The following is a 25,447-nucleotide window of genomic DNA, read 5'->3' as shown; positions in this document are numbered from 1 at the left end:
GTTTTTATGGATAATTAAACTATACTTGATATATGCACCGCAAGTAGTAAGGGTGATTTAGTATGAATCTCTAGATAGTGTAAATTTTTGGAGGTGTCATATGGATTCTCTGACTATTATTTGGGTTATTGTTTGCGCCTATTTATTACTGAATTTATTAGTCGGCGTGTATTGTCATATTCGTGTAAAAGATAGTACTGACTATCTACTCGCAGGTCGTCGTATTGGGGTTCTTATGACGGCAGGCACATTAGCAGCTACAGAAATCGGTGGTGGGAGCACCGTAGGTGTAGCAGCGAAAGCGTATGGTTCTTGGGGTTTATCTGCAGGTTGGTACGTAGTATCTGCAGGGATTGGTGTTATCCTCGTTGCTTTCATTGCACCGCTCTTACGGCGTGCCATGGCAACAACAGTGCCAGAGATCATCGGCCGTCGTTTCGGCGCGTCTAGCCATCTCATTACTTCCATTCTGTCCATGCTGGCAACAATCACACTAGCAGGCGTACAGATTACAGCAACTGCAACTATTATTAGCGTTCTCACAGGGCTTTCAACAGAGCTCGCCATCCTCATCTGCGGCGCGGTACTCGTAATTTATACCATGTCCGGCGGTATGTGGAGCGTTACGATGACGGACGTTATCCATTTCTTCGTCCTCGTTGGGGGCTTCTCCCTCGCGGTGCCATTCGTATTGCACAATGTGGGCGGCTGGGAATCGGTAGTGGCGAAATTACCGCCTGAACAATTAGGATTTACGAAGGTTGGTTGGAAAACCATCATCGGCCTCATCATTATGTACTTCATGACCTTCTCCACCGGCCAAGAATCCGTACAACGGTACTTTGCAGCGAAGGATGAAAGAACGGCCGTTCTCGGTTCTATCATTTGTGGCATTATCATGGCTCTATTCGCCTTTGTTCCTGCGGTTTTAGGCCTCGTAGCATTGGCTGAATTCCCGAACATCGAAGCGAACAATGCGGTGGCAACGGTAGCGCTTAACCTCATGCCTCCTGTAATGGCAGGCTTCGTTATGGCTGCGGTCGTGTCGGCTACGCTTTCATCAGGCGCAGGCGACCTCTTAGGCGCCGCTACTGTATTTACCAAGGATATTGTGGAACATCATTTTGGTAAAAGCCTCACTGACGCTCAGCTCACAAATTACAGCCGTCTGTGCGTGCTATTCCTCGGCATCATCGCCATCATCATCTCCCTCGTAAGCAAAGCCATCATTCCGATGCTCGTATTTGCTTTCACCATGAGATCCGCTGGCCCATTCGCCGCATTCCTACTTGGCCTCACTTGGAAAAATGCAACAGCTGGCGCCGGCATTTGGTCCATCGTGCTCGGCTCCATCGCAGGCGTGTACTGGGAATTCATTGGCAATCCATATGGCATCATGTCTATCATCTTCGGTTCCATCGTCAGCCTCATCGTCTTTGTGGCTGTGGTATTCATTGAACGATCTATGGGTAAACCACCGGCTCCTCCGGCTATACCTGATGATGTAAAAGAAATATAATTAGTTTGTTATAATCTGTGACTTAATAATAGGCCTAAAAGTACTATAAAATTACAATTATAAAACCAAAAACTCCTATCGGTGAAAGTCAATAGGAGTTTTCCTTATGTTACAACAACATCATCAAACTGTATGCCATACACGTGTTCATCATAATTTGACGATATATCATAACCTTACTATAATATAAGAAGATAGTCAGACGAGTAGCTACGTCAGGCTCATCTCGGAAAATATAAGATTTTGAGAAATGGCCTTTTCGTTTTATACTAATCTCCAGATTAGTGGAAATGAAGGGCTATTTGTCTTTTGTAAGACAAATAAGCGCTATTAATGCTCCAAAAGCGATAACCACAGTTATCACCTGTAATAAGAGCATGATTAATTCATAATCACTCATAGGCTTATCCCTCCCTTCAAAAACGAAGAGAGGCCCAACCTCATCTAACTATCCTAAGTCTATTATAGAACGAACTAATATACGATACAATAAGTAACGAATAATAGGAATATATAGATAAATGTAGTAAAGGGGCTGTAACAGAATGTGTTAAAACCACATTCTGTTACAGCCCCTTTAATATTAACGATAAATTAAAAATTTTAACTCATTAATTTGTTCAAAGATTTTAATTAATACATCAACAACTATACTATTACCTGCAAGACGTTCTAATCGTTCACGAGAATAAAGCTTCTTATTTTTTTGTAGTTGAGGGTTGTATTTCAGTATTTTATTATAATCAGACTCATCAAATCCCATTAATAGGAAGCATTCTCTAGGAGTTAGATTTCGATAAGGGCTACCTCCTGTACGATGTTCAGGAAATTCAAGAATACCAGCGTTGGGATGTCGATCTTGTTTAGTCGTTAAAGTACCAAGATATTCATTAAAACCTGTGGGCTTATTAAGAATATCATTACCCTCATATATTTTACGACGAGATGGTGTATCGTTAGGATTAGAAATATTTGCCTCTTCTTTATAGATTGGATTTGAGTAATCCATTCGTAAAAAACGCTCAAGCTTTTTCGGCTTTTTCTTAGCAATTTCTTCTAAATCATTATCTTTAAAATATTGCTCTACGAAAGTCTGAATATCATTATTCGGTAATAAAACACTAACCATAAAGGTCCTTACACGTCGCTGCGGGCTACCAAAATTAGATGCATCTAATGTATATACTTTATTGTAATAACCTAATCGCTCTAGCTGATTTTTCCAATCATTAAAATTAGATGCATGTCTCTTAGAAAGAATATTACTAACATTTTCCATCAATAAAAACCGAGGCAATTCTTTTCCGTTCATTTGAATTGACTCCAAAATTCTTTCAACTTCCCAAAGTAACCCTGACCGATTATTCGCATCACGATCAATGCCCGAATGATTATTATGCCAAGCACCACCAATAGACAAATCTTGGCAAGGAAAAGAATACGTTAATACATCAACATCACTCGGGAAAGTAAGATGATCTACCTTTTGAATATCACCTAAATTACGAGTTCTATTATATGCAGCCCATATAATTCGCAATACTTCTACTGACCACGCCTTTAAAGCAATTCTAGAGATAGGATTCTTACCATCACTACTAAGATTGAGTGGAACTAATCGCTCTAATAACTCTAGTTTTGTGAGATTCTTATAAGGAGTTATATCTGGAGCACCATTATGTATAAAATCATAAGCAACAAAAGCTGATATATCCCATTCCAATATATTAACCACTTTATAGTCAATGCCTAATTTTTTTAATGCTTTAGCCTGACTGCCAATGCCACTAAAGGCTTCAACTACATTTAACATTAATACTACTCCTTACTACTATATAACTTATTCAGGGAACCCTTCTGAACGGGCACGGTCAAGAGTTTCTAAAATTTTAATACATTGTTTAGCACTTGGGTACCATCCTTTAGTATTGATTTTTATAGCACAATCTATAAAATCTATCTCTTTTTGAGTTAACACGTAATGGTTACTATTCCAACTTTTTAAATTGTACCATAAAGATGCTTTTATCTTAAAAACCTCAATCATAGCCAGATCTTCAGTCCACTCCGTCGTATTAGGTCCTTCAGCTATTAGCTCAGAGGTCAAGACTAATTCATCAATGAAATCTCCTTCTAGAGAAAAAGGCATCATTTTAAAGCGGTCCCAACAATTAGTTTTTTTAGCCCATTCTGTAACATTTTGTACATCTCTACTATCATCAATCAAATAGTCATGTGTGAATTTTGTCAAAATTTTTAACTGGTTACGCATCGCTAAACTAATATTTTGATTTTTCCAGATATAGTTAAAATTAATAGACTTACCTTTATAACGTTTTTCTATAATATCAAAAAGCTTACTCAATGTATAGGCTACGATGTTCGCCTTATAACTACCATACCATTCTGAAGACTTTACAACATTATCAGTCTCTCTAAATAAAATTTTATAGCAAATTAGCTCTTTAAAATAACTTGGTCCAAAATCTTTAGGATTACGGTCCCATACCTTAGAGATATCTTCCATAAAATGAACAAAAGCTTTTTGCCCCCCGGCACTAGCTATATGTGGGCGACTTGAAAATATATTAACAAGTTTTGCCAATTCAGTTTTATCAAACTTCTGTTTTTTAGGATATTTTGCTTCAAAATTCTTTTTAGTAGATACCGTAGCTTTATGCGTTTCTTGAGCATATGATCCACGCGCACGCTCATAGTACCAATATGTACCAAACTGTTGACCATGTAGAGCAGGAACACTAGTTGTTTTCGACAATTGCTCAATTCTAACATGATACGGGTGGTTAGCAGATAAATCGGCTTCATTTACTTTATTCTGACTATTAGCATATCTAGAAATATTGGCAACGAGCTCTGCCGAGTTTTCATCTGTAACTACAGAAATCTTCATCGGTACATAAATATCATTAATATTTTTTTCTAAATGTTCTTTTTTGTCTAAAAGAGCTGATGCCAATGACGCTGTAGTTTGTCCACCATTTACAATTTGAAGATTTTGACAGGATATTAATATTGGAGTACCATTATCACTATCAATTTTGATAGAATCCGCAGTACATGTAATACCATTATTATATGCAAAAAACTTATTAGGTTCTTTTATAATAGTATTTCTGATACCTTTATTAACTTTCCCTCTAATTTGTAAAAAAGAGCGCACATTACTCTCTAATAGTTTAGCCCCAAACTTATTATATAGTTTTGCTAACACAATGCCTGGAATACAGGCCATATAACCTTGATAAGCTTCACCACTTGTAACCGATAAGCAAGGAATTGGTTTATCGCTAAATTCACTAAATTCTATCTCATAATCTTCCTTCAAAGTTAAGTTTTGGGATAGTTCATATAATCTAGCTATATCCCATACATGATATTCTATAGGAATATCTCCGATTTGATCTGCTTCAAGAGTTTTAATACGAGTAGACATCTGATTATTAGTAAAAAGATAAATTTTATATTTTTGAATATCAAAAACATTATTCTTTATATCTAATGCCAATCCATATCCTGGGGAACTCTCCTCCGCATGACTAAGTATATAGTCAATATCTTCAAGAAAATATCTAGCACGTTTTACTATTGTGTCTATCTCTGTAGCTGTAACTACATTATCATCATGACGGTAATCTACAAGTGCTAATGACATACAATTGGATAACTCACCATAAACATATCCATCTAACTGTAATCTATGTTGACGATAGCCTATACCTTCATATTCAACAATTTGAAATTCAGATTCAAGTTCATTATCTCCTAATAAACCAGATGCAGCCTCTAAAAAAGCTGCTTTCGTACTAACACCAGTTCCATATACACTCGTCTTAATCTCTTCATCAAAATCTTGTTTATATTCTACTAACCCCATAATATTTACTCCCTAAGAAATTTTAAACTCGGAAATAGAATCTAAATTTAGATTATAAGAAACCGATGTAATAGCCGTAGATATATCATTACGTTTAATTTTGGGGAACCCATCAGTAACACTAAAGTAATCCTTACTGATAATTCTAAAATAAACTTCATCAGCTTGACTTGAACCATATCCAACTAATAATAAATTCTCTCTAAATTTATTTAATAAAAGATCTTCATTAATATTGGCATCAATTTCATCAATAACCATTGTTAAAGATATAGCTTTGCTATCATGAACATTTGATTCTTGTACAGTTACAACAACGAGCTCTCCTTCACTAATGTCTGAATCTAATTGTTCCAAAGAGGAAATTCTTATATCTCGTTTTCCTAAAATAGTAGACTTAACCTCAAGCCAACTATCTAAAAGAATAAAGTCTTGCTTACCACCTTTAGGACCTTGCCACATTTCTAAAGCTTCTGATACTCCATACTTTGGAATTAAATCTTCTTTTAATACTAATAACTCTGCCATCAGCCCTTGTTGTTTTAATGGCCCAAACGAATCTGGCACCTTAGAAAGCAATTGTTGCCAATGCTCATATCTATGACATAAGGTTTCAAGGGCCTTCTTTTCAGATTGACTAAAATCAATAGCTTTTATAATGTCTCGAAAGATATATTTAAACATATCTTTACTGCTATCACTTGAAGATGTCAAACTAAATAAAATTTGCCATTCATCTCTATTAGGATTGTACATTTTATGTACAGATATCAATTTAGTCGATAATAGAGTTTTAGGCTCATATTTACTTATAACACTATATACACGATAGCCATTAGCATTATCCCCTTTATAAATTCTCAAAGGCCATTCTGGATTTATCAATCCAACTTCAACTTGTAATTCTTCCCATTAATCATCATCTTCTCCTAAATCATCAACTTCAGATAACATATCATCGTCTATGTCATAATATTTTTGAAGCCATTTTACGTTAACCTTATATTTATAACTAAGAGCTTTTGGTTCACGAAGTTTAGGTATACCTAGTGCAAGACCTACCAAAGGTTGATCTTGAATAATATTTTCAGAAGATTTTAAATCTATTAAATAAATAACCAATAATGGTCTCCGCTTAAATCCTAGATCAAAGAACCTACTATCTGGTATGGTTACTTCAGAATAATCAGTTTTTGGATCACTGTCCGCTAACAGTTTAAAAAAGGCTTTATACTCTTTCTCTGTTAACCCACTAGATACAACACCTGGCGACCCCAAACGTCTGGAATTTAAAGCAATCGTATCTCTACATATATTAGCAGCAGTACGCTCTGTAACACGGATTTTTTCATCAAATATATCAAATTTACGTTTAGATTTACCTTGAGCAATTGCAATATCCCAACTGTCAAGAAGCTCATCTGTACTTTCTTCAAGTAATTTTGCAATTTGGCGTGCATCAAATTTAATATTCTTAGAATGGGTATCTATATTTCTCAAAAACTCTACAATATAATCCTTCTTAACACGTAAAATTTGTTTAGTAGACTTATTATGCAATGATTCCGTTTCTGGATTAGCTAATTGATATCCTTTGATTTTTAAAAACTCAAAAAATTCTTTTACTTGTATAACATTACCATCTATTGACTGTTGGCTTCTAGAGAAATAAGGTGTTTCAATATAATTTCCATTAAGAGAAATATCTACTTCATAATCACCTGCACTCCGCATTTTATTTCGTGCTGTTACAATTAAAGCTCCTTCACTTGAACGTACTTTAATACCAACATCTATAGGCTTATATTTTTTATCATTTATACAGCGACGGATTTCATCTCTAAGCTCATCTGTTGCATCTGAAATATGTTGATACCAACTATAGGATTCACCAGACATCCAAACTTGACATATGTCCTCGTAATTATGCCTATATCCAAACCAACGCCCCATTTGCATTAATGTATCATACATAACAGAATTTCTATAAAAATAACTTACACAAAGTCCTTCTAAAGTTAATCCTCTTGATAAACTTAATCCACCAACAGCAATTATACGTAATCCCTTTTCATATACTTTATAATCTAATAATCTTGATGCATTTCCACCATTTATAGATTCTACTTTAATATTTTCAATAGATTGAATAAGTTGTTTCTTTATTGTCTCCCAGTTTATTTCACTATTCTCTTTATATTTTCCTGGCAATATAAATTCACTATTATATACATCATATAGAAGCTGAAGTAAAGGATACTGATTATAAGAAGGTAATAATATATAATTTTGAATAACATTTTTCACATTAGAAATAAATATGTTAATTCGATCACTAAGTTCGTTTTGAATAGCAATAAACCGACTTACATTCACCAACATTGAGCGATGTGATGTTATATTACCTCTTAAATCTCTAATTGCATTAATAATAAAGAAAGAAAGTATTGCTTTTTTTAATGATAGTGGTAACTCATAAGGAACTTCCGCATCTTTTTTATGTTTAAGGGGAAGATATTGTTCAAAATCATCAATTTCCCTATACATAGATTTATATTTACCATTTGCTGAATAAATCTCCCTAGCACCAATGTAGTTACTTGGGGAATCTAAAACATATATATAATCACGAGGAAATAAATCCGCATTATACATATCTGCTCCATTACTAGGTTCTATAAAAACATTAGCATATGGTGTTGCTGTATAGCCAACATAACTAGACCTTGCAAATAATGACAAAATTTTTCTTATATATTGGTTAATTGCAGTAGGACTATTATCACTACTATTAGTGTTGATAGATGCATTATCTGCTTCATCATCAATAAACAATAATGAATGATTAATTTTACTGTCTATTGCATCAGTAGTCTCCCTTCTAAAGTATTTATATACTCTATCTAAAACAGTCTTATTCTTTTTTACAACTAAAATTAATGGACTTGATATAGAATCTAATCGAATATTAGAATTAATAAGAGTTGTTTTATTAAAATCTTTAATAGTAGATGTTAATGCAACTGCATTGCGACTTGAATCTTTTCGGCCCACACCAATTAAACTTCTACGTCCTGCATTACGTTCTAAATCAGAGGTATTATCACCAATAAACCCCTCATCAACTCGAGCCTGTGTTTGTTTTCTAAGCTTTTCAATTGTGCCAGTCAAAAGAACAATTACTTTATAACCAGCATCAGCAGCTTTATTAATTACAGAGATATAATTGGCGGTTTTTCCAGACTGAACATCCCCTATAACAAGCCCTTTTTTTGCAAAACTTATATTTTTTTTAGGATCTCCAAGCAAATTAACTATTGATGTTGTAGAATTATCAATTGCATCAACTACATACTTTGAAAATCCTAGATCAGTAGACAAATACTGTTTATACCGCCCCCAATAAGAATCTGTTAAAGGTCCATTACTATACCAATCTTCAAAATCTGAATCTTCAGAAATAACCCAACCATCATTCATAATAATAGAATATTTATGATGTAATGTTTTTCTTATCTCTTCAAATTCCTCAGGTTCTAGATTACAACCGGGTAACATTGTTATTTCTTTAATTTTTGAATCTAAATACTCTTCTGAAAATTTATCAGGCTCATTATCACCTGATAAGAGTGCATCTAAAACATTAAGTATCTTAATTTTCTTTTGCTCATCCATAAATCACTTATACCCTTCCATTTATAATTAAGCATTATTAGCAAAAAAGTCTATTTTCTCTAAAGCCTCTATTAACTCTTCTCGACTCATAGTATCGAAACTAGATAAGTCCTGAAAAAGCTTACGCGCCTCATCTGAATAATCTTTATCAAATGTTTCTTCATTTTTAGCAAGTAAAGTATATGCAGCTTTAAACGGAACTGTAGCTTCTATAAGCTTTATAAGTGCTTTAAATTGTTTTGCTTGCTCTGTAGATAAAGATTCTAAGAATGCTTTATAAATTAGAAGTTTCTTATTGATTTCAAAGAATGTTTCTTCATTTGTTTTCCGTACTTCCCATACATGATCATACTCATCATTAATCAACTTATTACCTTGATAAGTATATACACGTTCACTAGAACCTATAGCACGTTTTACAATAAACTTTAAGTTTTGCTTAATAGAGGTAGGTAAACTTGCGGTTGATTTTTTTATATCAATATCCCAAATATGATCTAACGAATTAGGTATATCTACTCGGATACGAGCTAGTTTATTTAGCTCATTTTTAGTATCAAGTCTAAACCAAGTTCCCCAAATGATTAAACGATTATTTCGATAAACATATATCCCTTGTTTATTGCGTAAATCATCAAGTGTGCCTAATAAATTAATATCTTCTGGACTTAATTTATTTATATAAGGCAAAATATATGGTTTTACCCTAATATTATGGCCTTCTAAATCAATATATTCTTCTGATAAAGGCTGTGTCCCTGGATGTCTTATTAAGAATGGGTCTTTAGCTGCTAACGGACGGTAATTAAATCTTAATTCAATAGGACTTTTACTCGTTTTATCTAAGAAATTATGATAAATAAGTTCTAAGTGTGATCGTGCAATAGATATTTTTTCATCAAATAAAGTATCCGGTTCAGTAGCACCTTCAAGCATCTTATCAAAATCTTCCCAAATAACAATAGTACCCGATTCATAACTATTAAGTTGATCTAAAATTCCTGGAATTGCTTTATTATATTGATTTATCATTTCATCATAATCATAAACCTTTAAAGACCAACCTTGTTGCTCAATGATAAAATCCAAATCCCATGATGCTGCAGATATAACATTATTTTTCTTACTAATAACAGTTAGCTTTCTACACTGTGATAGAGAAGCTGTTTTTAGACCTAAACCGAATCGTCCCAAATCTGATTCAACACGTTGGTCATTTACATTCTTACTACCATAACGCATAGCTATAATTAATTCATCTGGAGTCATGCCACAACCATCATCTAAGATAGCTATATATCTAGGCTCAATACTAGAAAATCTAACATCTATATGTGTAGCACCATTACCAATACTGTTATCAATAATATCTGCCAATGCAGATTCAAATGTATATCCGATAGATCGCGTCGATTCAACTAAAATATCTGCTCTAGGCTCAACTACTTGAACATTCATACCTTATGCCCCTTATATGAAATTTATAATACCGGTTATAATTACTCTCATTCTATCATAATTTATGATTAAATTCATATTATATTCATGCAACAAATGTGATTTTAACAGAATAATTGCTTATAAATTTGCTCAATCTAATTATTACTTTATATATTATTATATAAAATACGTATTTTTTTACTCATGCAATTTCAAGCATTATGTGAAGATTTTTTCATCATTTACACACAAAAAACCACCCCTAACTAGGGGTGGTTCTATTTTTAATATCTACGTTTTATCTTTGCTGCTCCAGCAGTTTCGTTTATTTTCTTATACGCCTATCCTCCTTTCCCAGATTTCTCTCCACCCTCCTACTTCTACTTTCACCATCCAACGAATTATCTCGTTAGGTCTCTCCAGGCGATAAATAGTTCGGCCACGACTTGAGGGTTTTGGCTGAGTTTGATGCGGGCTAGCATTTTTCGCACGTAGTTGCAGTGTTCTAGCATCGCTTCGTTCAGTTTGTGTTTGACATGACGCGGGGATTGGTACACCAAGATGGGTGCAAAGTCCGCCACATGAATATAGCTCGTATCGGGTTCTGGACCTTCCGTAACGATATATTCATAGGGTATAGCCACGTTAAAGAGGCCGTACACCACGTCCTTACCGATAGGGCGGCGACATTTAATATGAGCAAAGGTTAGATGCGGACCATAGGTCTTAGGCGCGGTATAGCTGCTACGTCGATCGTCGCTGGTCATGATGTAATTGGGTCTCAGCCCTTCCTGCATCGCTAGCTCTCGCGTGATCGTGCGCATCGGCAAATGGACCATTTCTTCGCGACCATCCACAAAATAACACTTCGTACTGTCTCCACCACTAGGTTGATAGGTAGGAATAAAACAAACAATGTGATTCTTTGGATTCGTATAGATCAAATCCAAATCTTCTCCCTTAGATAGCCGAGCGGCCATCAAATCTGTTAGTTTATCATTTATTGCCATGGAATCCTCTCCAATCTAATCAGGAACATTCCTTTCAACAATACAATGAACACGTGTTCTGTGAAAGCAGATTAGCATGCTTTAATCTGCTGCTGACTTAATTGTATATCAGCCTGTATAATTTGTAAATATATATACAAAACTATAGAAATTTACGTATATTTAATGACTTTATGATCTTGTAAAAGTTATGTATACCTTGATGTGTCATTATTTTCTCATTTAAATTGAGAATTGCATATTTTATGTATATTTGTTAATCGAGATTAAAAGAAATATGCAATATATAGGATATAAATAAGAAATTAAATTATAATAACTAATGTACACGCACGTCCTTAAAGTCCGTACTCAAATACCTGCGCAGCTTTCGAATGGCTCGTTCGTGACGCCGTTGAATGGCTTGGCGGCTGCAGTTCAGCTCTTCACTAACCGATACCAAGCTTTGGCACTCACCGTAGACACGGCGCAGTAGGTCTCGTTGATCAGGCGATAGTCTACCTAAGGCCCACACAAGGCGCTCTCGCAGCCTATGCTCTTCATCGGCACTCATCACCATATCCGCTACATTCTCGCCAGATGCGAAGATATCCATACCAAAGGCGACGTCTCCATCATCGGTGGTGCGATCTGGGATGTGAATTTCACGGCGATAACGCAATCGTTCACGCTTCCAGTACCGCATGTAACCATACATGATGCCAGCTTTCACAAAGCCTGGGAACGGTACGGTCCCGTTCAAATCAAAGCTATAAATCGATTCTATGAGGATGGCCCAAAGATAGCTCTCTACGTCCTCGCGGAACTCACGGTTTCCCATGCGATTCGTATAGTGCAAGATGAGCGGTCGATACCTGCGACAGAGCTCGATTTGTGCCGCATCATGACGAAGCTCGTCAACGGACCACGGCTGATACCCTACCGTCTGAATCCTCATGTTTGGCTTTTGACAGATGGACACGAGACTCTTGTCCGACAAGGACGATAAGACCTGATGACCACAGACAAGGGTCTGTAATTTCAATTCCTCTGGAATACTTCGGGTAGACTCATCAGCTTTCGATAGTAAAGAATGAGATGGTAATGCCTGTGTTTCTAACGTTTCTGACTGATAGTTGTCATGTTGTAAGTTTGCAGTTTTAATACATATTTTTTGTACTAAAGGTTCTTCGTTTGTGTATAACATAAATCCCCTTTCCTGCCATGGCATAGCGCTTATGTACACAATACCGCGGAAAGAGTGTTTTGACAAATTGGCAATTCCTCGGAATTTCCCTATATTCTGTTATATTTGAGACTTAGTTTCCATCCACAGTACACCATACGTATGCGATTCAAAGGGTAATTGCTGAAAATATATTATTACTAAAAATGACACCACATACGCAATGTGGTGTCATTATAAGAGGAAATATACTATCATTGGGTAATAGTATTCAATCTTTAGGTAGTAGTATTCAATCTGAAATTGTCTGATTAAATCGCAATACACGCGGCTTGGACAAAGTCCTTTAGCTGCGGTTTTACATGATTATAATATACATCAGCGCCATAACCGCGCACGATATCGCCCCAGTATTTATATACATAGCGGTACCAGAAATGGAACATACTGTTCGTAAAATGGTAATCCGCGTACTTTGCGTTCCCACGGTTACTTGCTTGAATGCGACCCACGAGTCCCATCGACATGAGATCGTTCAAACGGGATGTAAAGGTACCACTTTTAATTTGGCTTTCTTGTAAAAGCTCCACGTAATACGGTCTTTCCAAGCTAGCAAGGCCCGTTAAAATAGCATTGGCTCCGGTTATATTTTTCATATCTCGATGCAAGATATATTGTGTTTCTTCAAAGAGAGCTCCCGTTACTGAGAAGAATAAGTTAATAATATTCGTATCGATGCTTTCACCATTATCAAAGTATTGTACATAGGCAGGCAACCCACCGGTTACGGCAAAGACGGTGCGCAAATCATCCTTTGCATAGTGAAGCCCCAAAGATTTCATATCAACTAAGGAAAAAGGTTTCACCTCGAGATATTCGGACACGAAAGGACCGATAAGGCTGCGATCGCCAATGATGCGGCCATCGAGCTGTTCCAGACCATTAGCCATCAATATGATGTTCAAACGACTCGTATCTTTATAGGTATCTAATAAATCGCGCAAGTGAATGGGAAACTGAGGAACTGCTTCCACCAAGGATGGATAATCGTCAATCACCACAGTCTGAGGTGTTTTCACACTGCTTTCAAAAAGTCTCACAAAAGCCTGCTGCAAACTCTCTACAGGCTCGAATGTATCTTGAGCATTAGCAGGAACAAAACGTGCCTCAAGAGCTCTATTTATATCAGCCACATGGACGGATTCATTAGCCATACGCCCCGCCAAATATATCGCCTTATGACGGCGTACAAGTTGCGAAGCCACATAGGATTTACCACTGCGATGAGGACCATATACAACACATAAACTCATTTGGCCCATTGCAATTCGGGACTGGATACGCTCTATAATTTCAGCACGTCCCACAAAATTCATATACTCACCTCCAACTATTTACGGAAATTATTATATCATAATTTTAAATCATTATTAAACTTTTTTTCATATAGTTAACATAGCTTTTTATTATGTTAATTTTTTTACGCATCAAATCAGAGCTTTCATGCGATACGTGTTGCCTTATCATCATAAAAGGCCTTATGATTACTTTATTTTCATATACCTTTGATATCAACATATCCTATAAGGCGTGGTTATATAAGTTATACATTATAAGATAAATTATACATATTAAACTATAGATTTTAATCTATATAGTTTAATCTATATAGTTTAATCCATATATTTTAAAAATGACGTGCTACCTAAAAGGTATAGCACGTCATTTGCATATTAAGCATATTAAATTGTTACTGAATTTTCTTATACTAAGTTTCTTAATGGTAAATATCTAATTCATAAATTCCTAATTACAAAATCTGATATTCTTAAATATCTTATGGATCCATTTGCGTTTGCATTTTCATCAATAAAATGCGCTTAACCGATTCGTTAAGGCGCTCGGTCGTAATCGTTCCATCCGCCACCGCTTGCGTCAGCGCACGATGGACTTCATCGATATGAATCGTATCCGCATCAACAAGAATGAGGTCACTGCCCGCCAAAATGGAAGCCACAGCGTAATCGCCTATCTTTTGATTGGATTGCAACGCACCCACATCGATACGGTCCGTCATAACGATACCCTTATAACCGAGCTCCTTGCGAAGCCAACCGTCTATAATCGGCTTAGAGGAACTCGCCAAGTGTTCGTTATCGATAGCGGGAATCTGAATGTGGCTCATCACAAGCATATAGCTATTCGCCGTCGTCTGCGCAATGAGACGTTTAAAAACGGCTACATCATTATTGCTGAGATACGCTTTCGCCTCATTAGCTGATCCAAAGGATGCATCCCCTAAGGTCACTGCCGGAAAGTAGTTATAAGCGGACCACATATGATTAATTTGGTAACGCTCCACCATGGCAAGGTTTATGTGACCTGCCCACGTGGGGTCAGATGTATAGGACATATTCGGTACGCCAAGGTTAGCATTAGGCCCAATGACCAAGTTAAAGCCCATATCCCGCATTTCAATGGCAGATCGCGTGGCCAAGTTAATGATACGATCCATAGGCAATTGCCCCCACCGATTGGGCTTCGGCAACCGCAAGAAACTTTCATTCCCATGCAATATGCGATCACGATACACCGCAATATAGGGTGTCACCATGCTAGAGGTTATCGCCGTTTGCATAATATCGCTGGTGAAAGTTTTCACTTGGTTCTTATTAATAAGATTTTCATTCGTTAGCATAACGCCACTGACACGGTATTTTCGGATCACATCCTTTTGGGATTGTCCTATCGTGCTACCATGAAGGCTGATCATCATCAGCTGCCCCACCTTATCCTCTTGAGACATGGCCGCAATCCAAGTGTCCACCTTTTCAGACACGGGTTTGTTGGACTCCAGGACGGCACGGTACGATACGGTTCGTACCGTTTCTTGTTCTGCCTGACTCTCATGTTGGCATCCAGTTGTACCAACGACAGCAACTAGTAAGGCGAGGCCACTCAGGACCCGCCGAAAAAACTGGTTCATCTCTCCTAAAAGCTCCTTAATGCTTACGCAATATTATGAATATTATGGGCTTTCTATGTTGCTCTCCCAATGCAACACCCATAAGTCCCCTCTTGATCCGTACAGTATATTTTTATATTATACACTAAATGATTCATCTTTTCCTCATAATAAAATAATTTTTTTTATACTGAATTATTATAATAAAGTTATACAGTAAAAATATGTGAATTTTGAATAATTATATAAAAAAATCCTACGAATCGTTTAAAAAGTGACCGCACTGTAACAAAAGGCTACGTGAGTATCAAGTCACTCATGACCCGTAGGATTTTCTATTTTATGTTGTTATACCCTAAATGGCTAACTCTACTATGAGTGTATAAACATTTGATTACTTTATAACAGCCTGCTGTTTGAGTAATCGGCTATCATTAACCTTTAAATTTAGGGGATGTTGGGCATGTTTCAGGTGTTACGTCTTTACGAGTACCAAGAACCGCGCTGCGGTCTGTGTAGTGTGTGTGTAAAAGTTCGTGTGCCTTATGGCCCAATGGTTCGCCTAAGAAATCTTTGTACAATGTTTGAATTTCTTCATTTTCATAGGACGCAACCCATTTGTAGTTTTCGTCAGCTTCGTAAAGACCGCCGATACGAGCTTCTTTAGTTTTCACAGCTTGCGGCAATTTAGTGCGCGGTTGACCGCCGCCACCGATACAGCCGCCTGGACACGCCATAACTTCGATGAAGTCGTAGTGTTTACCGCTATCTTTCAATGCATTCAAGAAGTCACGTGTATTTTTACCACCGTGAACAACGGCAACGGACAATGTTACGTCATCACCCAATTGAACAGTTGCCTCTTTTACGCCTTCCATACCGCGAACGTCTTCAAGGTGAGTCAACGCGTATGGAGGTGGCTCTTTATCAGTGATGAGCTTGTAAGCCGTACGCATCGCCGCTTCCATAACACCACCTGTGTTACCGAAGATGATGGATGCGCCAGTTTCCATGCCGATTAAGTCGTCGAATTGAGATTCTTCTACTGTGTTGAAGTCAATATGTTCCTCTTGAATCCAACGGATGAATTCACGAGTTGTGATGGAAATATCTGTGTCCATGCCAAGGGATTCGTCATTGTGGTAACGAGCCGCTGCATTTTCTTCTTCCCGTTTCGTTTCTGCTTTTTTAGCCGTACAAGGGTTTACAGATACGGATACGATATTACGAGGATCGATGCCTTTTTTCTCTGCAAAGTACGTTTTAATCATGGCCGCTTCCATAGCGATACAAGAACGTGTAGAAGACAAGTTAGGAATCAATTCAGGGAAATAAATTTCCGCAAAGCGCACCCACGCTGGGCAACAGCTTGTAAACTGAGGAATTTGACCGCCATTTTTAAGGCGTTCCACAAGCTCGGATGCTTCCTCCATGATAGTTAAGTCCGCACCAAAGTTAGTATCTACTACATAGTCTGCACCAAGTTTACGCAAGGCACCAACCATTTTGCCTTCCAAGAATGTACCTGGTTCATAGCCAAAGCCTTCACCGATAGATACACGAACTGCTGGCGCTGTTTGGATTACGACGATTTTTTCAGGATCAGCAAGGGCTGCTTTTACCTTTTCAAGCTCGGATTTAGCATGCATGGAGTCGAATGGGCATGCTGCCGCACATTGACCACAATGAATACATACAGGCACATCGCCGTTTGCATCAAGGTCGTAGTAATCAAGTACGCTCATTACATCCGCACAAGCGCGACGGCATAACGTACAGTTTTTACACTTGGAAATGTCGTGATAAATGGATGGATTGTCCAGTGCAATCGGCACGCGTTTATCGATAAATTCGTATTGAGACATGAGGACCTCCTCTAACAAACTATAACTACCAAACCTATTGGGGCGAAATATGCTAAACTACGGAGCACTGCGCCCAAGCCATACTTCTGCATCTTACCTATAGTATACGCTATGGTGAAAGTTTATACTATGTAGAATTGTTACACTTTTGCACAAAACCTCCAAAAAGTGTAATATAAATCACATTTTACCATAGAAAGATGAATAATTCATCTAAAAAACGCACGCTCTTTAAAAGAACGTGCGCCAGTGAAGCTTTTACAAAATCATTCAATCTAAACAAGCCTAAACTGATCAACAGTGTACTCGTCTGTAGGATTCAATTATTTACCGCCCCAAATAAGTTGGAATACAGCGTACGCAGGCGTACCTGGCTCAACTTTACGGCTATTTTTATTAACTTGTTCCTCTTTTACAACATAACCTTGTGGGTTATAAAGAGTCACCTTAAGATCCTTAACTTCCCGTTTTTTATGATTAAACTCTTCAGTCACGATGTAGTGGTAACCTTCGTAGTCCATAGCTTTAATGTCCATTACCGCTTTTTTATCATCTTTTTTAACAGAATCGTTGTCGATAGACCAAGTAACACCATTACTATCTGTGCCTACTGTATACCAATTAGCCGCATCAACACTACCAATACCGCCGATTAATAATGCGCCTGCTGCCAAAACAGCTGCCAATGTTTTTTTCATATTAATACCTCTCAAAGAAAATATAAAAATATACAAACTAGTATATAAGGAAAAACTAAATGTTATATGAAAACTATCTCTATCAACCCACAACATGGTAATTCATCTTCTCTTAATTTCGAAAGAAGCGATAGAAATTCGGCATAAGTTGAGTAACTAACTCTGTCGGTTCATATAGAACAAACTTCTTCACTTTTCTTGCTTTCAATAACTTTGCGTCTTTTAAAATTTGTAAGTGTCTCGATACGCTTGATTCAGTCATTAATAAAATTTGCGCTAAAGACTGTGTCGTACTTGGTTTTTCCAAAACATAATTCATAATTTGCAACCGCACTGAATCGCTCAAGGCTTTAAAAATAGTAACTAATCCCTCCGGTGTGGAGTTATAATAACTTGGTTGCTCCGCAATATCATAAGTAATAGCAATTCCTTGATTAAAAGATTCAACAAACAGATGCGGCCAAATAAAATAACTTGGTAACAACATAATAGAGTCACTGTCCTTTAAATAAACCTCTTGATTAAAAGGTTTAATAATAGCTAAAGCTCCTTTTTCCCAATGGATTCGATCAATTTGTAAATGATTAAACATCTCTATAAAACCTTTTTCCCTCAAAAATGAAGATTGCTTTTGTATTTCAATTAAAAGCTTTTGCTCAATTGATTTTTCTTTCCAAGTATCATCAAAAATTGATTTTCTATACCAATCAATAAAAGAAAAAAGTCTCCTATAAACACTTGTAGCATTTCGCTTCAAATCTTTAAGCAATTGATCATTTTCATTTAAAGAAAAATCTTTCCACTCTAGTCCTTTTGCTAATGTTGGAATAAAGGCATTTTCTCTATCATCTATTATTCTCTCCAAATACTCAATTAATTGAATAGTCGGATAATTAACCAGAAATTTCTTTAAATTTTGTATTTCCTCTTCAATCGTTGTCATATGATAACGAAAATTACAAAGTAAAATAGGAGAGACCCCCAGTTCATAAAAAAGTTGGAAATAATGAAGATTCTCATAAAATTCTTCAGTAAGTTTATCTTGTATCTCAATCACCCAATCAATATTAGTTCCATGATGGCGCGGATTTAAAAGCACATGTAAACTTCTAAAAAGTTCATTTAAAGGGGAATACACAAATTGTATTCTTTGTATTAACGTTTCATTTGTTTCCAAAGCATAATCGCTAAACCGAATTGTAATAGACATAAACATCCTCCTAAACGATTCGATATTTTTTGAATCGTTTGATTATAGACTTTAGACTTATTATATTATACTTAATAGTTTTAAAGAAAAGGAGAAATCTTTATGAATAAACAATTGCAAGATCTACTCATAACAATTGTTGCAGGTATGGGAATGTTATTATCCACTCTCGATACAGGAATTATCAATATAGCATTACCCTTTTTAAAAGAACAATTTCAAACTTCAACTGATATTGCAGCCTTCACAATAACCGGTTATACTTTAGCTTTAGCTATCTCTATCCTACCTTTAGGCGTATTAAGCGATAAATTTGGAAAATTAAAAATTTCGTATTTAGGATTCGTGCTTTTTGGTCTAAGTTCTTTATTTTGTGGCTTAATTAACAATATCAGTTTATTAATTATTGGACGAATTTTTCAAGGCATAGGAGCGGCTGCTTTACAAGCTACTTCTGCCGCACTAATTACAACTTTAGTTTCTGAAAAACGTAAAAATAGCTCTATTGGTATCCTCGGAATTATGATTGGTTTAGGCCCTATTCTAGGGCCCTCTTTAGGCGGGATCATACTTTCGTTAAGTTTCTGGCAACTTATTTTTTTGATAAATATTCCTTTTGTAATTCTCGGAATTGCATGTAATAATTTCCTTCTCAATAAACTCTCCGAAAAAAACAACAACCGACAATTAGATATGCTTGGAATTACTATAAACACTCTCATGTTAGTTTCTCTCTTATTAGGATTATCTTTATTAAACAAATCACATCTATTTGTAGTTGGTATAATCCTGATACTATCTAGCTTGTTGCTCGGAATTATATTTTACTATATGGAACTTAAGAACAAACACGCACTTATCGATATCAAAGGATTAAAAAATAATCCTCAAGTAATCTCTTACCTTTTTCAAACAGTTACTTTTGGCTTTGCCTCTGCAATGATCTTTTTACTTCCCCCCTTCATTTTTGAACAATCATATCATCTAGAAGTGGGGCAAACTGGATTTCTTGTTCTAGGAGCTCCTACAGGGCTGGTGCTTTTTTCAAGAATATCCAGTAAAATCAATAACGGCAATAAAAATAAGCTATTTAGCCATATTGGTCTAAGTATTATTATCATATCCTTGATTTTTCTCTTACTGATCAATCCTAACTGGCCTTATCAACTCTTAACATTAGGATTATTCATCTACGGTATTGGTGGAGGATACTTTCAACCTGCTAATATTGCCAGTATTATGCAAGCCAGTCCTATGGAAATCCAAGGAAGTACAGGAGCTTTGCAACGAATGCTGCAAAATGTTGCGATTTCAATCGGTTCAGCTATTGGTGCAACTTGCTTAAATATCTGGTCAAATGATTTATTATTAGCAACTCGAATTGGATGGGGAATTACACTAATTCTGGTTATTATAAGTTTAAAAGAAGTATTTAAATTTTCCCATCATAATAGTTAATACAATCTAATCCAGAGGCTGTAATTAAAACTAAGTTTTAATTACAGCCTCTTTGTCATATCTATTCAATAACACACCTACCTAAAACAAAAACACACTCACCTTGGAATATTCTCTCTGTATGAAAAAATGAATCTGACACGATTGAATATGGATATTCGCCCTGTAAAAGTACTAATGATATAGAAAACCTCGAACTACTCTGAAAACGACTTAGGTCACTTTTTCTCCCTAGGAAGTCTAGCAAGGCCCCTTATGGGATTAAATAATCCAACGGATTTGAAAGCTGATATTCGCCCTGTAAGAGTACTAATAATATAGAAAGCCCCGAACTATTCTGAAACCGACTTAGGTCACTATGGAGGCTTTCAGGATAGTTCGGGGCTACTTATACGTTCTGAGTATCTAAATAGACAGAGCGAATATCAGCTTCTATTAAATTGTTGGATTATTTACCCCATAGGGCCTGCATAACTTCCGCCCCCATGGTATCCGGTTCAATTTTCGTAGGTTTTTGTGCTTCTTTACTGGATAACAATGCTATACCAGCATTGCTATATACTGTTGTATCAAGTTCTGTCCATGTTTTTTCTTTGCGATCAATCCGTACTGTGTAAATATATGTAAAGCCTTCAACATTGTTAATTTTAACAAGTACTGTAGCCGCATCATCTGTTTTATATACAGAAGAGTTGTCAATAAACCATGCCGCATCGTCAGCATCAGCATCGATATAGTACCAGTCAGCAGCACTAGCTTGACCAAAGCCACCTACAAAGAAAACTCCTGCTGCAAACATAGCAGCTAACCATTTTTTCATTTTTAAACTCCCCAACACTAGAGGCGACCATCTTAGATGGTCGCCCATGGTTACTCAATAGTTAATATAGTGTTTTATATTATTCTACTTCTTCTTCGATTTCAGCGCCTGGAATAACAGCAATACTAGCTACCTTATCACCTTCGTCGAGGTTTTGTGTTTTCACACCAGAAATAGCTTTGCCCTTCTTCACAGCGATATCATTCATATTGAAGCGGATGATTTTGCCTTGCTCAGAAATAAGCATAACTTCATCATCATTATGAACAACCTCTACAGCCACTACATCGCCAGTTTTGTTCGTAATCTTGAAGTTCTTAGAGCCTTTACCACCGCGTTTTTGCAATGTATAAGCTTCCGCATCATTGCGTTTACCAAAACCTTCTTCAGAGATAGTAAACACTTGTGCTTCACTTTCATCAGTATTAAGAACACCAGCGCCTACAACTACGTCGCCTGCATTCAATTTAATGCCACGCACACCGTGAGCCGCCCGTTTCATAAGGCGCACATCATGCTCGCTAAAGCGAATAGCGATACCCAACTTAGTACCAATCAAGATGTCTTGATTGCCAGTCGTTACGTTAACGGAAATCAAACGATCGCCTTCGTCGAGGTTAATCGCATTGAGGCCAGAACGACGGATATTACGGTATTCTTCAATAGCCGTACGTTTTACAACGCCAAATTCAGTGACCATAAATAAATTTACATCTTCATGGACACGTTCAAGGTCGATCATAGTCGTAACAGATTCACCTACCGCGAGTGGCAATACGTTAACCATAGCGGTGCCACGGGAGTTGCGGGAGCCTGCTTCCGGCACTTCGTATGCCTTGAGACGATATGCACGACCTGTAGATGTGAAGAATAACAATGTATTATGGGTCCGCACATGCATAATTTGCGTTACATAATCGTCTTCCTTCGTCTTCATGCCGATAACGCCAGCGCCGCCTTTATGTTGGTTGCGATATACGTTCGCGTTCATCCGTTTGATGTAACCTTGTTTAGTCAAGGTAATCACCATCTCTTCGTCAGCGATGAGGTCTTCTACATCAAGGTCGGACGTATCGATTGTGATTTCAGAACGGCGAGGGTCGCCGTATTTTTTCTTCATATCATCGAGTTCGTCTTTGATGATTTGACGTTGACGCGCTTCGCTACCCAAGATAGCTTTCAAGTCTTCGATCAATGCCAACAATTCCTTGTATTCGTCTTCGATCTTCTCGCGTTCCAATCCTGTTAAACGGCGTAAACGCATGTCGAGGATGGCTACCGCTTGTTTCTCTGAAAGCCCGAATTTTTGCATTAATGCGTTGCGTGCAATTTCGTCAGTTTGAGAACTACGGATTGTGGCAATCACTTCATCGATATGGTCGAGAGCAATCAACAAGCCTTCTAAGATGTGTGCACGCGCTTCGGCTTTGTTAAGCTCGAATTGAGTACGGCGTACGATAACGTCTAGACGATGATCTAAGTAGTAACCCAATACTTCTTTCAAATTCAATACGCGAGGATGACCGTCTACGAGAGCTAGCATAATCACGCCGAATGTTTCTTGAAGTTGAGTGTGTTTATATAATTTATTAAGTACGATGTCTGGTTGCACATCGGCGCGCAATTCGATAACGATGCGCAAGCCTTGGCGGTCAGATTCATCGCGAAGTGCTGTAATGCCATCGATTACCTTATCACGGCTCAAGTTCGCAATTGTTTCAATTACGCGAGCCTTATTCACTTGGTAAGGAATCTCAGTCACTACGATCTTATGCTTGCCCTTAGACATCTCTTCGATGGTTGCACGAGCACGCATTTTAACGCTACCACGACCTGTGGAATACGCTTTTTTGATGCCGTCTCGGCCCAAAATGAGCGCTCCAGTCGGGAAGTCTGGACCTTTGATTTGCGTCATCAATTCATCTACAGTCACATCCGGATTGTCGATGAGCATCGCTAGGCCATTACATACCTCGTTAAGGTTATGTGGTGGAATATTTGTCGCCATCCCTACGGCGATACCACTGGAACCATTGATGAGAAGATTTGGAATCTTCGCTGGCAATACAGTTGGTTCTTGCAAGCTTTCATCATAGTTCGGCATGAAATCAACAGTTTCCTTGTCGATATCGGCAAGCATTTCCGTTGTAATCTTCGCCATACGTACTTCAGTATAACGCATCGCAGCAGCACTATCGCCGTCGATGGAGCCAAAGTTACCATGACCGTCTACCAAGAGGTAGCGCGTATTGAAATCCTGCGCCAAACGAACCGTCGCATAATAAACGGAGCTATCACCATGTGGATGATACTTACCGAGTACGTCACCGACGATACGAGCGGATTTCTTATACGGTTTATTTGGCGTCATGCCTGTTTCGTGCATCGCGTACAAAATACGGCGATGTACTGGTTTCAAGCCATCGCGCACATCTGGAAGCGCACGCATAACGATTACAGACATTGCATAATCGATATACGCGTTCTTCATTTCTTTATCAATCTGAACGGGATGAATATTCCCGTGGGACCATTGTTGGTCTGCCACAATCTCACCTCATTTTACTAACACTGATACTAATTCATCATATAATTATAGCATTTTTGCGTATATAACGCTATATTTTGTAAAAGTTCCTTCCCATTACATGGCCCAATTGTACAACTGTTGCATAGCTGCAATTAATTCTATAAAATATAGTAACCTCTATCTCTTATTTAATGAGCCGCATGTTGTATCATATCATCTAAAATGCTAGCAAAGTCTCGTTCTACAGCCGAAGTGTCGTTACCAGTACTGCCAATACCTGTTAGCATGGTTTCTTTCCAATCATTTTTTGCCATAAATCGAAAGGCGATCAAATACTTAGCTTTTGTTTTGTCCGCTTCTCCTTTTGGTAGATAATAAAAGCCTACGCTTCTATCAGAACGAGGGTGCAATAACGCTGGGTTGTCTTGCGGTTTATACAGGCTATATATAGATTTCATAAAGGTTAGAATATCTCCACCCTTTACAGATTCGTCTACAAAGATAATCTCATCATATGTGAATAGAGATATCTTATTAGTACCTGCTACACGTGTCGCTTTAGACTTAGCTAACTCCAAGGCTTCCTCGTGCGTCGCCATCCGCATACCATACTGCTTAGCACGCTCCACTAACGAACCATTCAAATGAACTAAATACGCTTGTGAATACGCAAAATCCGCATCATTTTTTCGCTCGCCACCAGGGGCCGGCAATGTTGGCCGCTTGACTACAGAATTTGTAGTAAAAGAAATACCATTACTTTCATCATAAAACACATACACATTTCGCTGGAATGGCTTCTCCTTCTCCACCACAGATGACTGAAGAACAAGATTCGGATGCACAACTGAGAACTCTTTCTCCACGCTAGACTTGATATCCTCTGGTGTAGCAGGATCACCATTCTCCGTCGTCCAAATGAAAGAACAACCACTCAACACAACACTACAAACACCAACGATACCTAACAACACAAACTTAACAAACAACCTCATACACAAAACCTCCCCTCTCTCTATGTAGAAACTATAGAATGAATATGCTGGGATAACTATGGATAGGACTATATTATTATTGATGGGACACCTCTATAGCTAGTGTTTTAAAAAGTGCTATTACCTATTGATGAGCGACTTAGGTCACTATGGAGCGAAGAGATAGGTAATAGCACTTTTTAATTAATTACGTATATAGTTC

General features: G+C 37.3%; 17 protein-coding genes. 2 read left to right on the top strand and 15 right to left on the bottom strand.

Annotation, left to right across the window (positions count from 1 at the left end):
- Positions 1–100 precede the first annotated feature (100 nt).
- On the top strand, positions 101–1,519 hold the full coding sequence (locus ACMKPP_RS01050; protein ID WP_418369172.1) for a sodium:solute symporter family protein: 1,419 nt from the start codon (positions 101–103) through the stop codon (positions 1,517–1,519).
- A gap of 583 nt (positions 1,520–2,102) precedes the next feature.
- Here the strand turns inward: ACMKPP_RS01050 and dcm are convergent.
- The 12 genes from dcm to ACMKPP_RS00990 all read right to left on the bottom strand — a co-directional run bounded on the left by dcm (position 2,103) and on the right by ACMKPP_RS00990 (position 19,442).
- The gene (dcm, locus tag ACMKPP_RS01045; RefSeq protein ID WP_418369171.1) at positions 2,103–3,332 is read right to left on the bottom strand and encodes a DNA (cytosine-5-)-methyltransferase; all 1,230 of its coding nucleotides are present in this window, start codon (positions 3,330–3,332) and stop codon (positions 2,103–2,105) included.
- Between the two features lie 27 nt (positions 3,333–3,359).
- A complete protein-coding gene (locus ACMKPP_RS01040) occupies positions 3,360–5,414 on the bottom strand; it encodes an AIPR family protein (protein ID WP_418369170.1) in 2,055 nt (684 codons plus the stop codon).
- Between the two features lie 12 nt (positions 5,415–5,426).
- A complete protein-coding gene (locus ACMKPP_RS01035) occupies positions 5,427–6,299 on the bottom strand; it encodes a PD-(D/E)XK motif protein (RefSeq protein ID WP_418369169.1) in 873 nt (290 codons plus the stop codon).
- Positions 6,300–6,326: 27 nt separating this feature from the next.
- Positions 6,327–9,089 carry a Z1 domain-containing protein gene (locus ACMKPP_RS01030; protein WP_418369168.1) on the bottom strand — a complete coding sequence of 921 codons (2,763 nt, stop codon included), beginning with the start codon at positions 9,087–9,089 and terminating at the stop codon, positions 6,327–6,329.
- A 27-nt stretch (positions 9,090–9,116) separates the two neighbouring features.
- Positions 9,117–10,547, bottom strand: coding sequence for an ATP-binding protein (locus ACMKPP_RS01025; RefSeq protein WP_418369167.1), 1,431 nt, complete (start codon positions 10,545–10,547; stop codon positions 9,117–9,119).
- A 383-nt stretch (positions 10,548–10,930) separates the two neighbouring features.
- Positions 10,931–11,539, bottom strand: coding sequence for a hypothetical protein (locus ACMKPP_RS01020; RefSeq protein ID WP_418369166.1), 609 nt, complete (start codon positions 11,537–11,539; stop codon positions 10,931–10,933).
- 319 nt (positions 11,540–11,858) lie between these two features.
- Positions 11,859–12,725 (bottom strand): sigma-70 family RNA polymerase sigma factor, encoded by an 867-nt coding sequence (locus ACMKPP_RS01015; protein WP_418369165.1) that lies wholly within the window; start codon positions 12,723–12,725, stop codon positions 11,859–11,861.
- Positions 12,726–13,015: 290 nt separating this feature from the next.
- Positions 13,016–14,080, bottom strand: coding sequence for an AAA family ATPase (locus ACMKPP_RS01010; protein ID WP_004694443.1), 1,065 nt, complete (start codon positions 14,078–14,080; stop codon positions 13,016–13,018).
- 461 nt (positions 14,081–14,541) lie between these two features.
- Positions 14,542–15,690: a glycoside hydrolase family 3 N-terminal domain-containing protein gene (locus ACMKPP_RS01005; RefSeq protein ID WP_077707855.1), complete on the bottom strand. Its 1,149-nt coding sequence runs from the start codon at positions 15,688–15,690 to the stop codon at positions 14,542–14,544.
- Positions 15,691–16,103: 413 nt separating this feature from the next.
- The gene (locus ACMKPP_RS01000) at positions 16,104–17,534 is read right to left on the bottom strand and encodes a [FeFe] hydrogenase, group A (protein WP_287510767.1); all 1,431 of its coding nucleotides are present in this window, start codon (positions 17,532–17,534) and stop codon (positions 16,104–16,106) included.
- Positions 17,535–17,857: 323 nt separating this feature from the next.
- Positions 17,858–18,232 carry a surface-adhesin E family protein gene (locus ACMKPP_RS00995; protein ID WP_004694437.1) on the bottom strand — a complete coding sequence of 125 codons (375 nt, stop codon included), beginning with the start codon at positions 18,230–18,232 and terminating at the stop codon, positions 17,858–17,860.
- A gap of 112 nt (positions 18,233–18,344) precedes the next feature.
- Positions 18,345–19,442 (bottom strand): ArsR/SmtB family transcription factor, encoded by a 1,098-nt coding sequence (locus tag ACMKPP_RS00990; protein WP_004694435.1) that lies wholly within the window; start codon positions 19,440–19,442, stop codon positions 18,345–18,347.
- Positions 19,443–19,544: 102 nt separating this feature from the next.
- On the opposite strand from ACMKPP_RS00990, the gene ACMKPP_RS00985 reads away from it, so the two are divergent.
- A complete protein-coding gene (locus tag ACMKPP_RS00985; protein WP_077707858.1) occupies positions 19,545–20,900 on the top strand; it encodes an MFS transporter in 1,356 nt (451 codons plus the stop codon).
- Between the two features lie 448 nt (positions 20,901–21,348).
- Here the strand turns inward: ACMKPP_RS00985 and ACMKPP_RS00980 are convergent, their stop codons facing one another.
- The 3 genes from ACMKPP_RS00980 to ACMKPP_RS00970 all read right to left on the bottom strand — a co-directional run bounded on the left by ACMKPP_RS00980 (position 21,349) and on the right by ACMKPP_RS00970 (position 25,245).
- Positions 21,349–21,720 carry a hypothetical protein gene (locus tag ACMKPP_RS00980; protein WP_004694430.1) on the bottom strand — a complete coding sequence of 124 codons (372 nt, stop codon included), beginning with the start codon at positions 21,718–21,720 and terminating at the stop codon, positions 21,349–21,351.
- A 79-nt stretch (positions 21,721–21,799) separates the two neighbouring features.
- Complete coding sequence (gene gyrA / locus ACMKPP_RS00975; protein WP_418369164.1) at positions 21,800–24,268, bottom strand: DNA gyrase subunit A; 2,469 nt, start codon at positions 24,266–24,268, stop codon at positions 21,800–21,802.
- Positions 24,269–24,438: 170 nt separating this feature from the next.
- Positions 24,439–25,245, bottom strand: a complete 807-nt coding sequence (locus ACMKPP_RS00970; protein WP_418369163.1) for a hypothetical protein — start codon at positions 25,243–25,245, stop codon at positions 24,439–24,441.
- Positions 25,246–25,447 lie beyond the last annotated feature (202 nt).

This window comes from Veillonella parvula (assembly GCF_048309325.1).
Classification (GTDB): domain Bacteria; phylum Bacillota; class Negativicutes; order Veillonellales; family Veillonellaceae; genus Veillonella; species Veillonella parvula_T.
The sequence above is the reverse complement of the archived record's forward strand: the minus strand, read 5'-3'. Positions and strand labels throughout refer to the sequence as shown.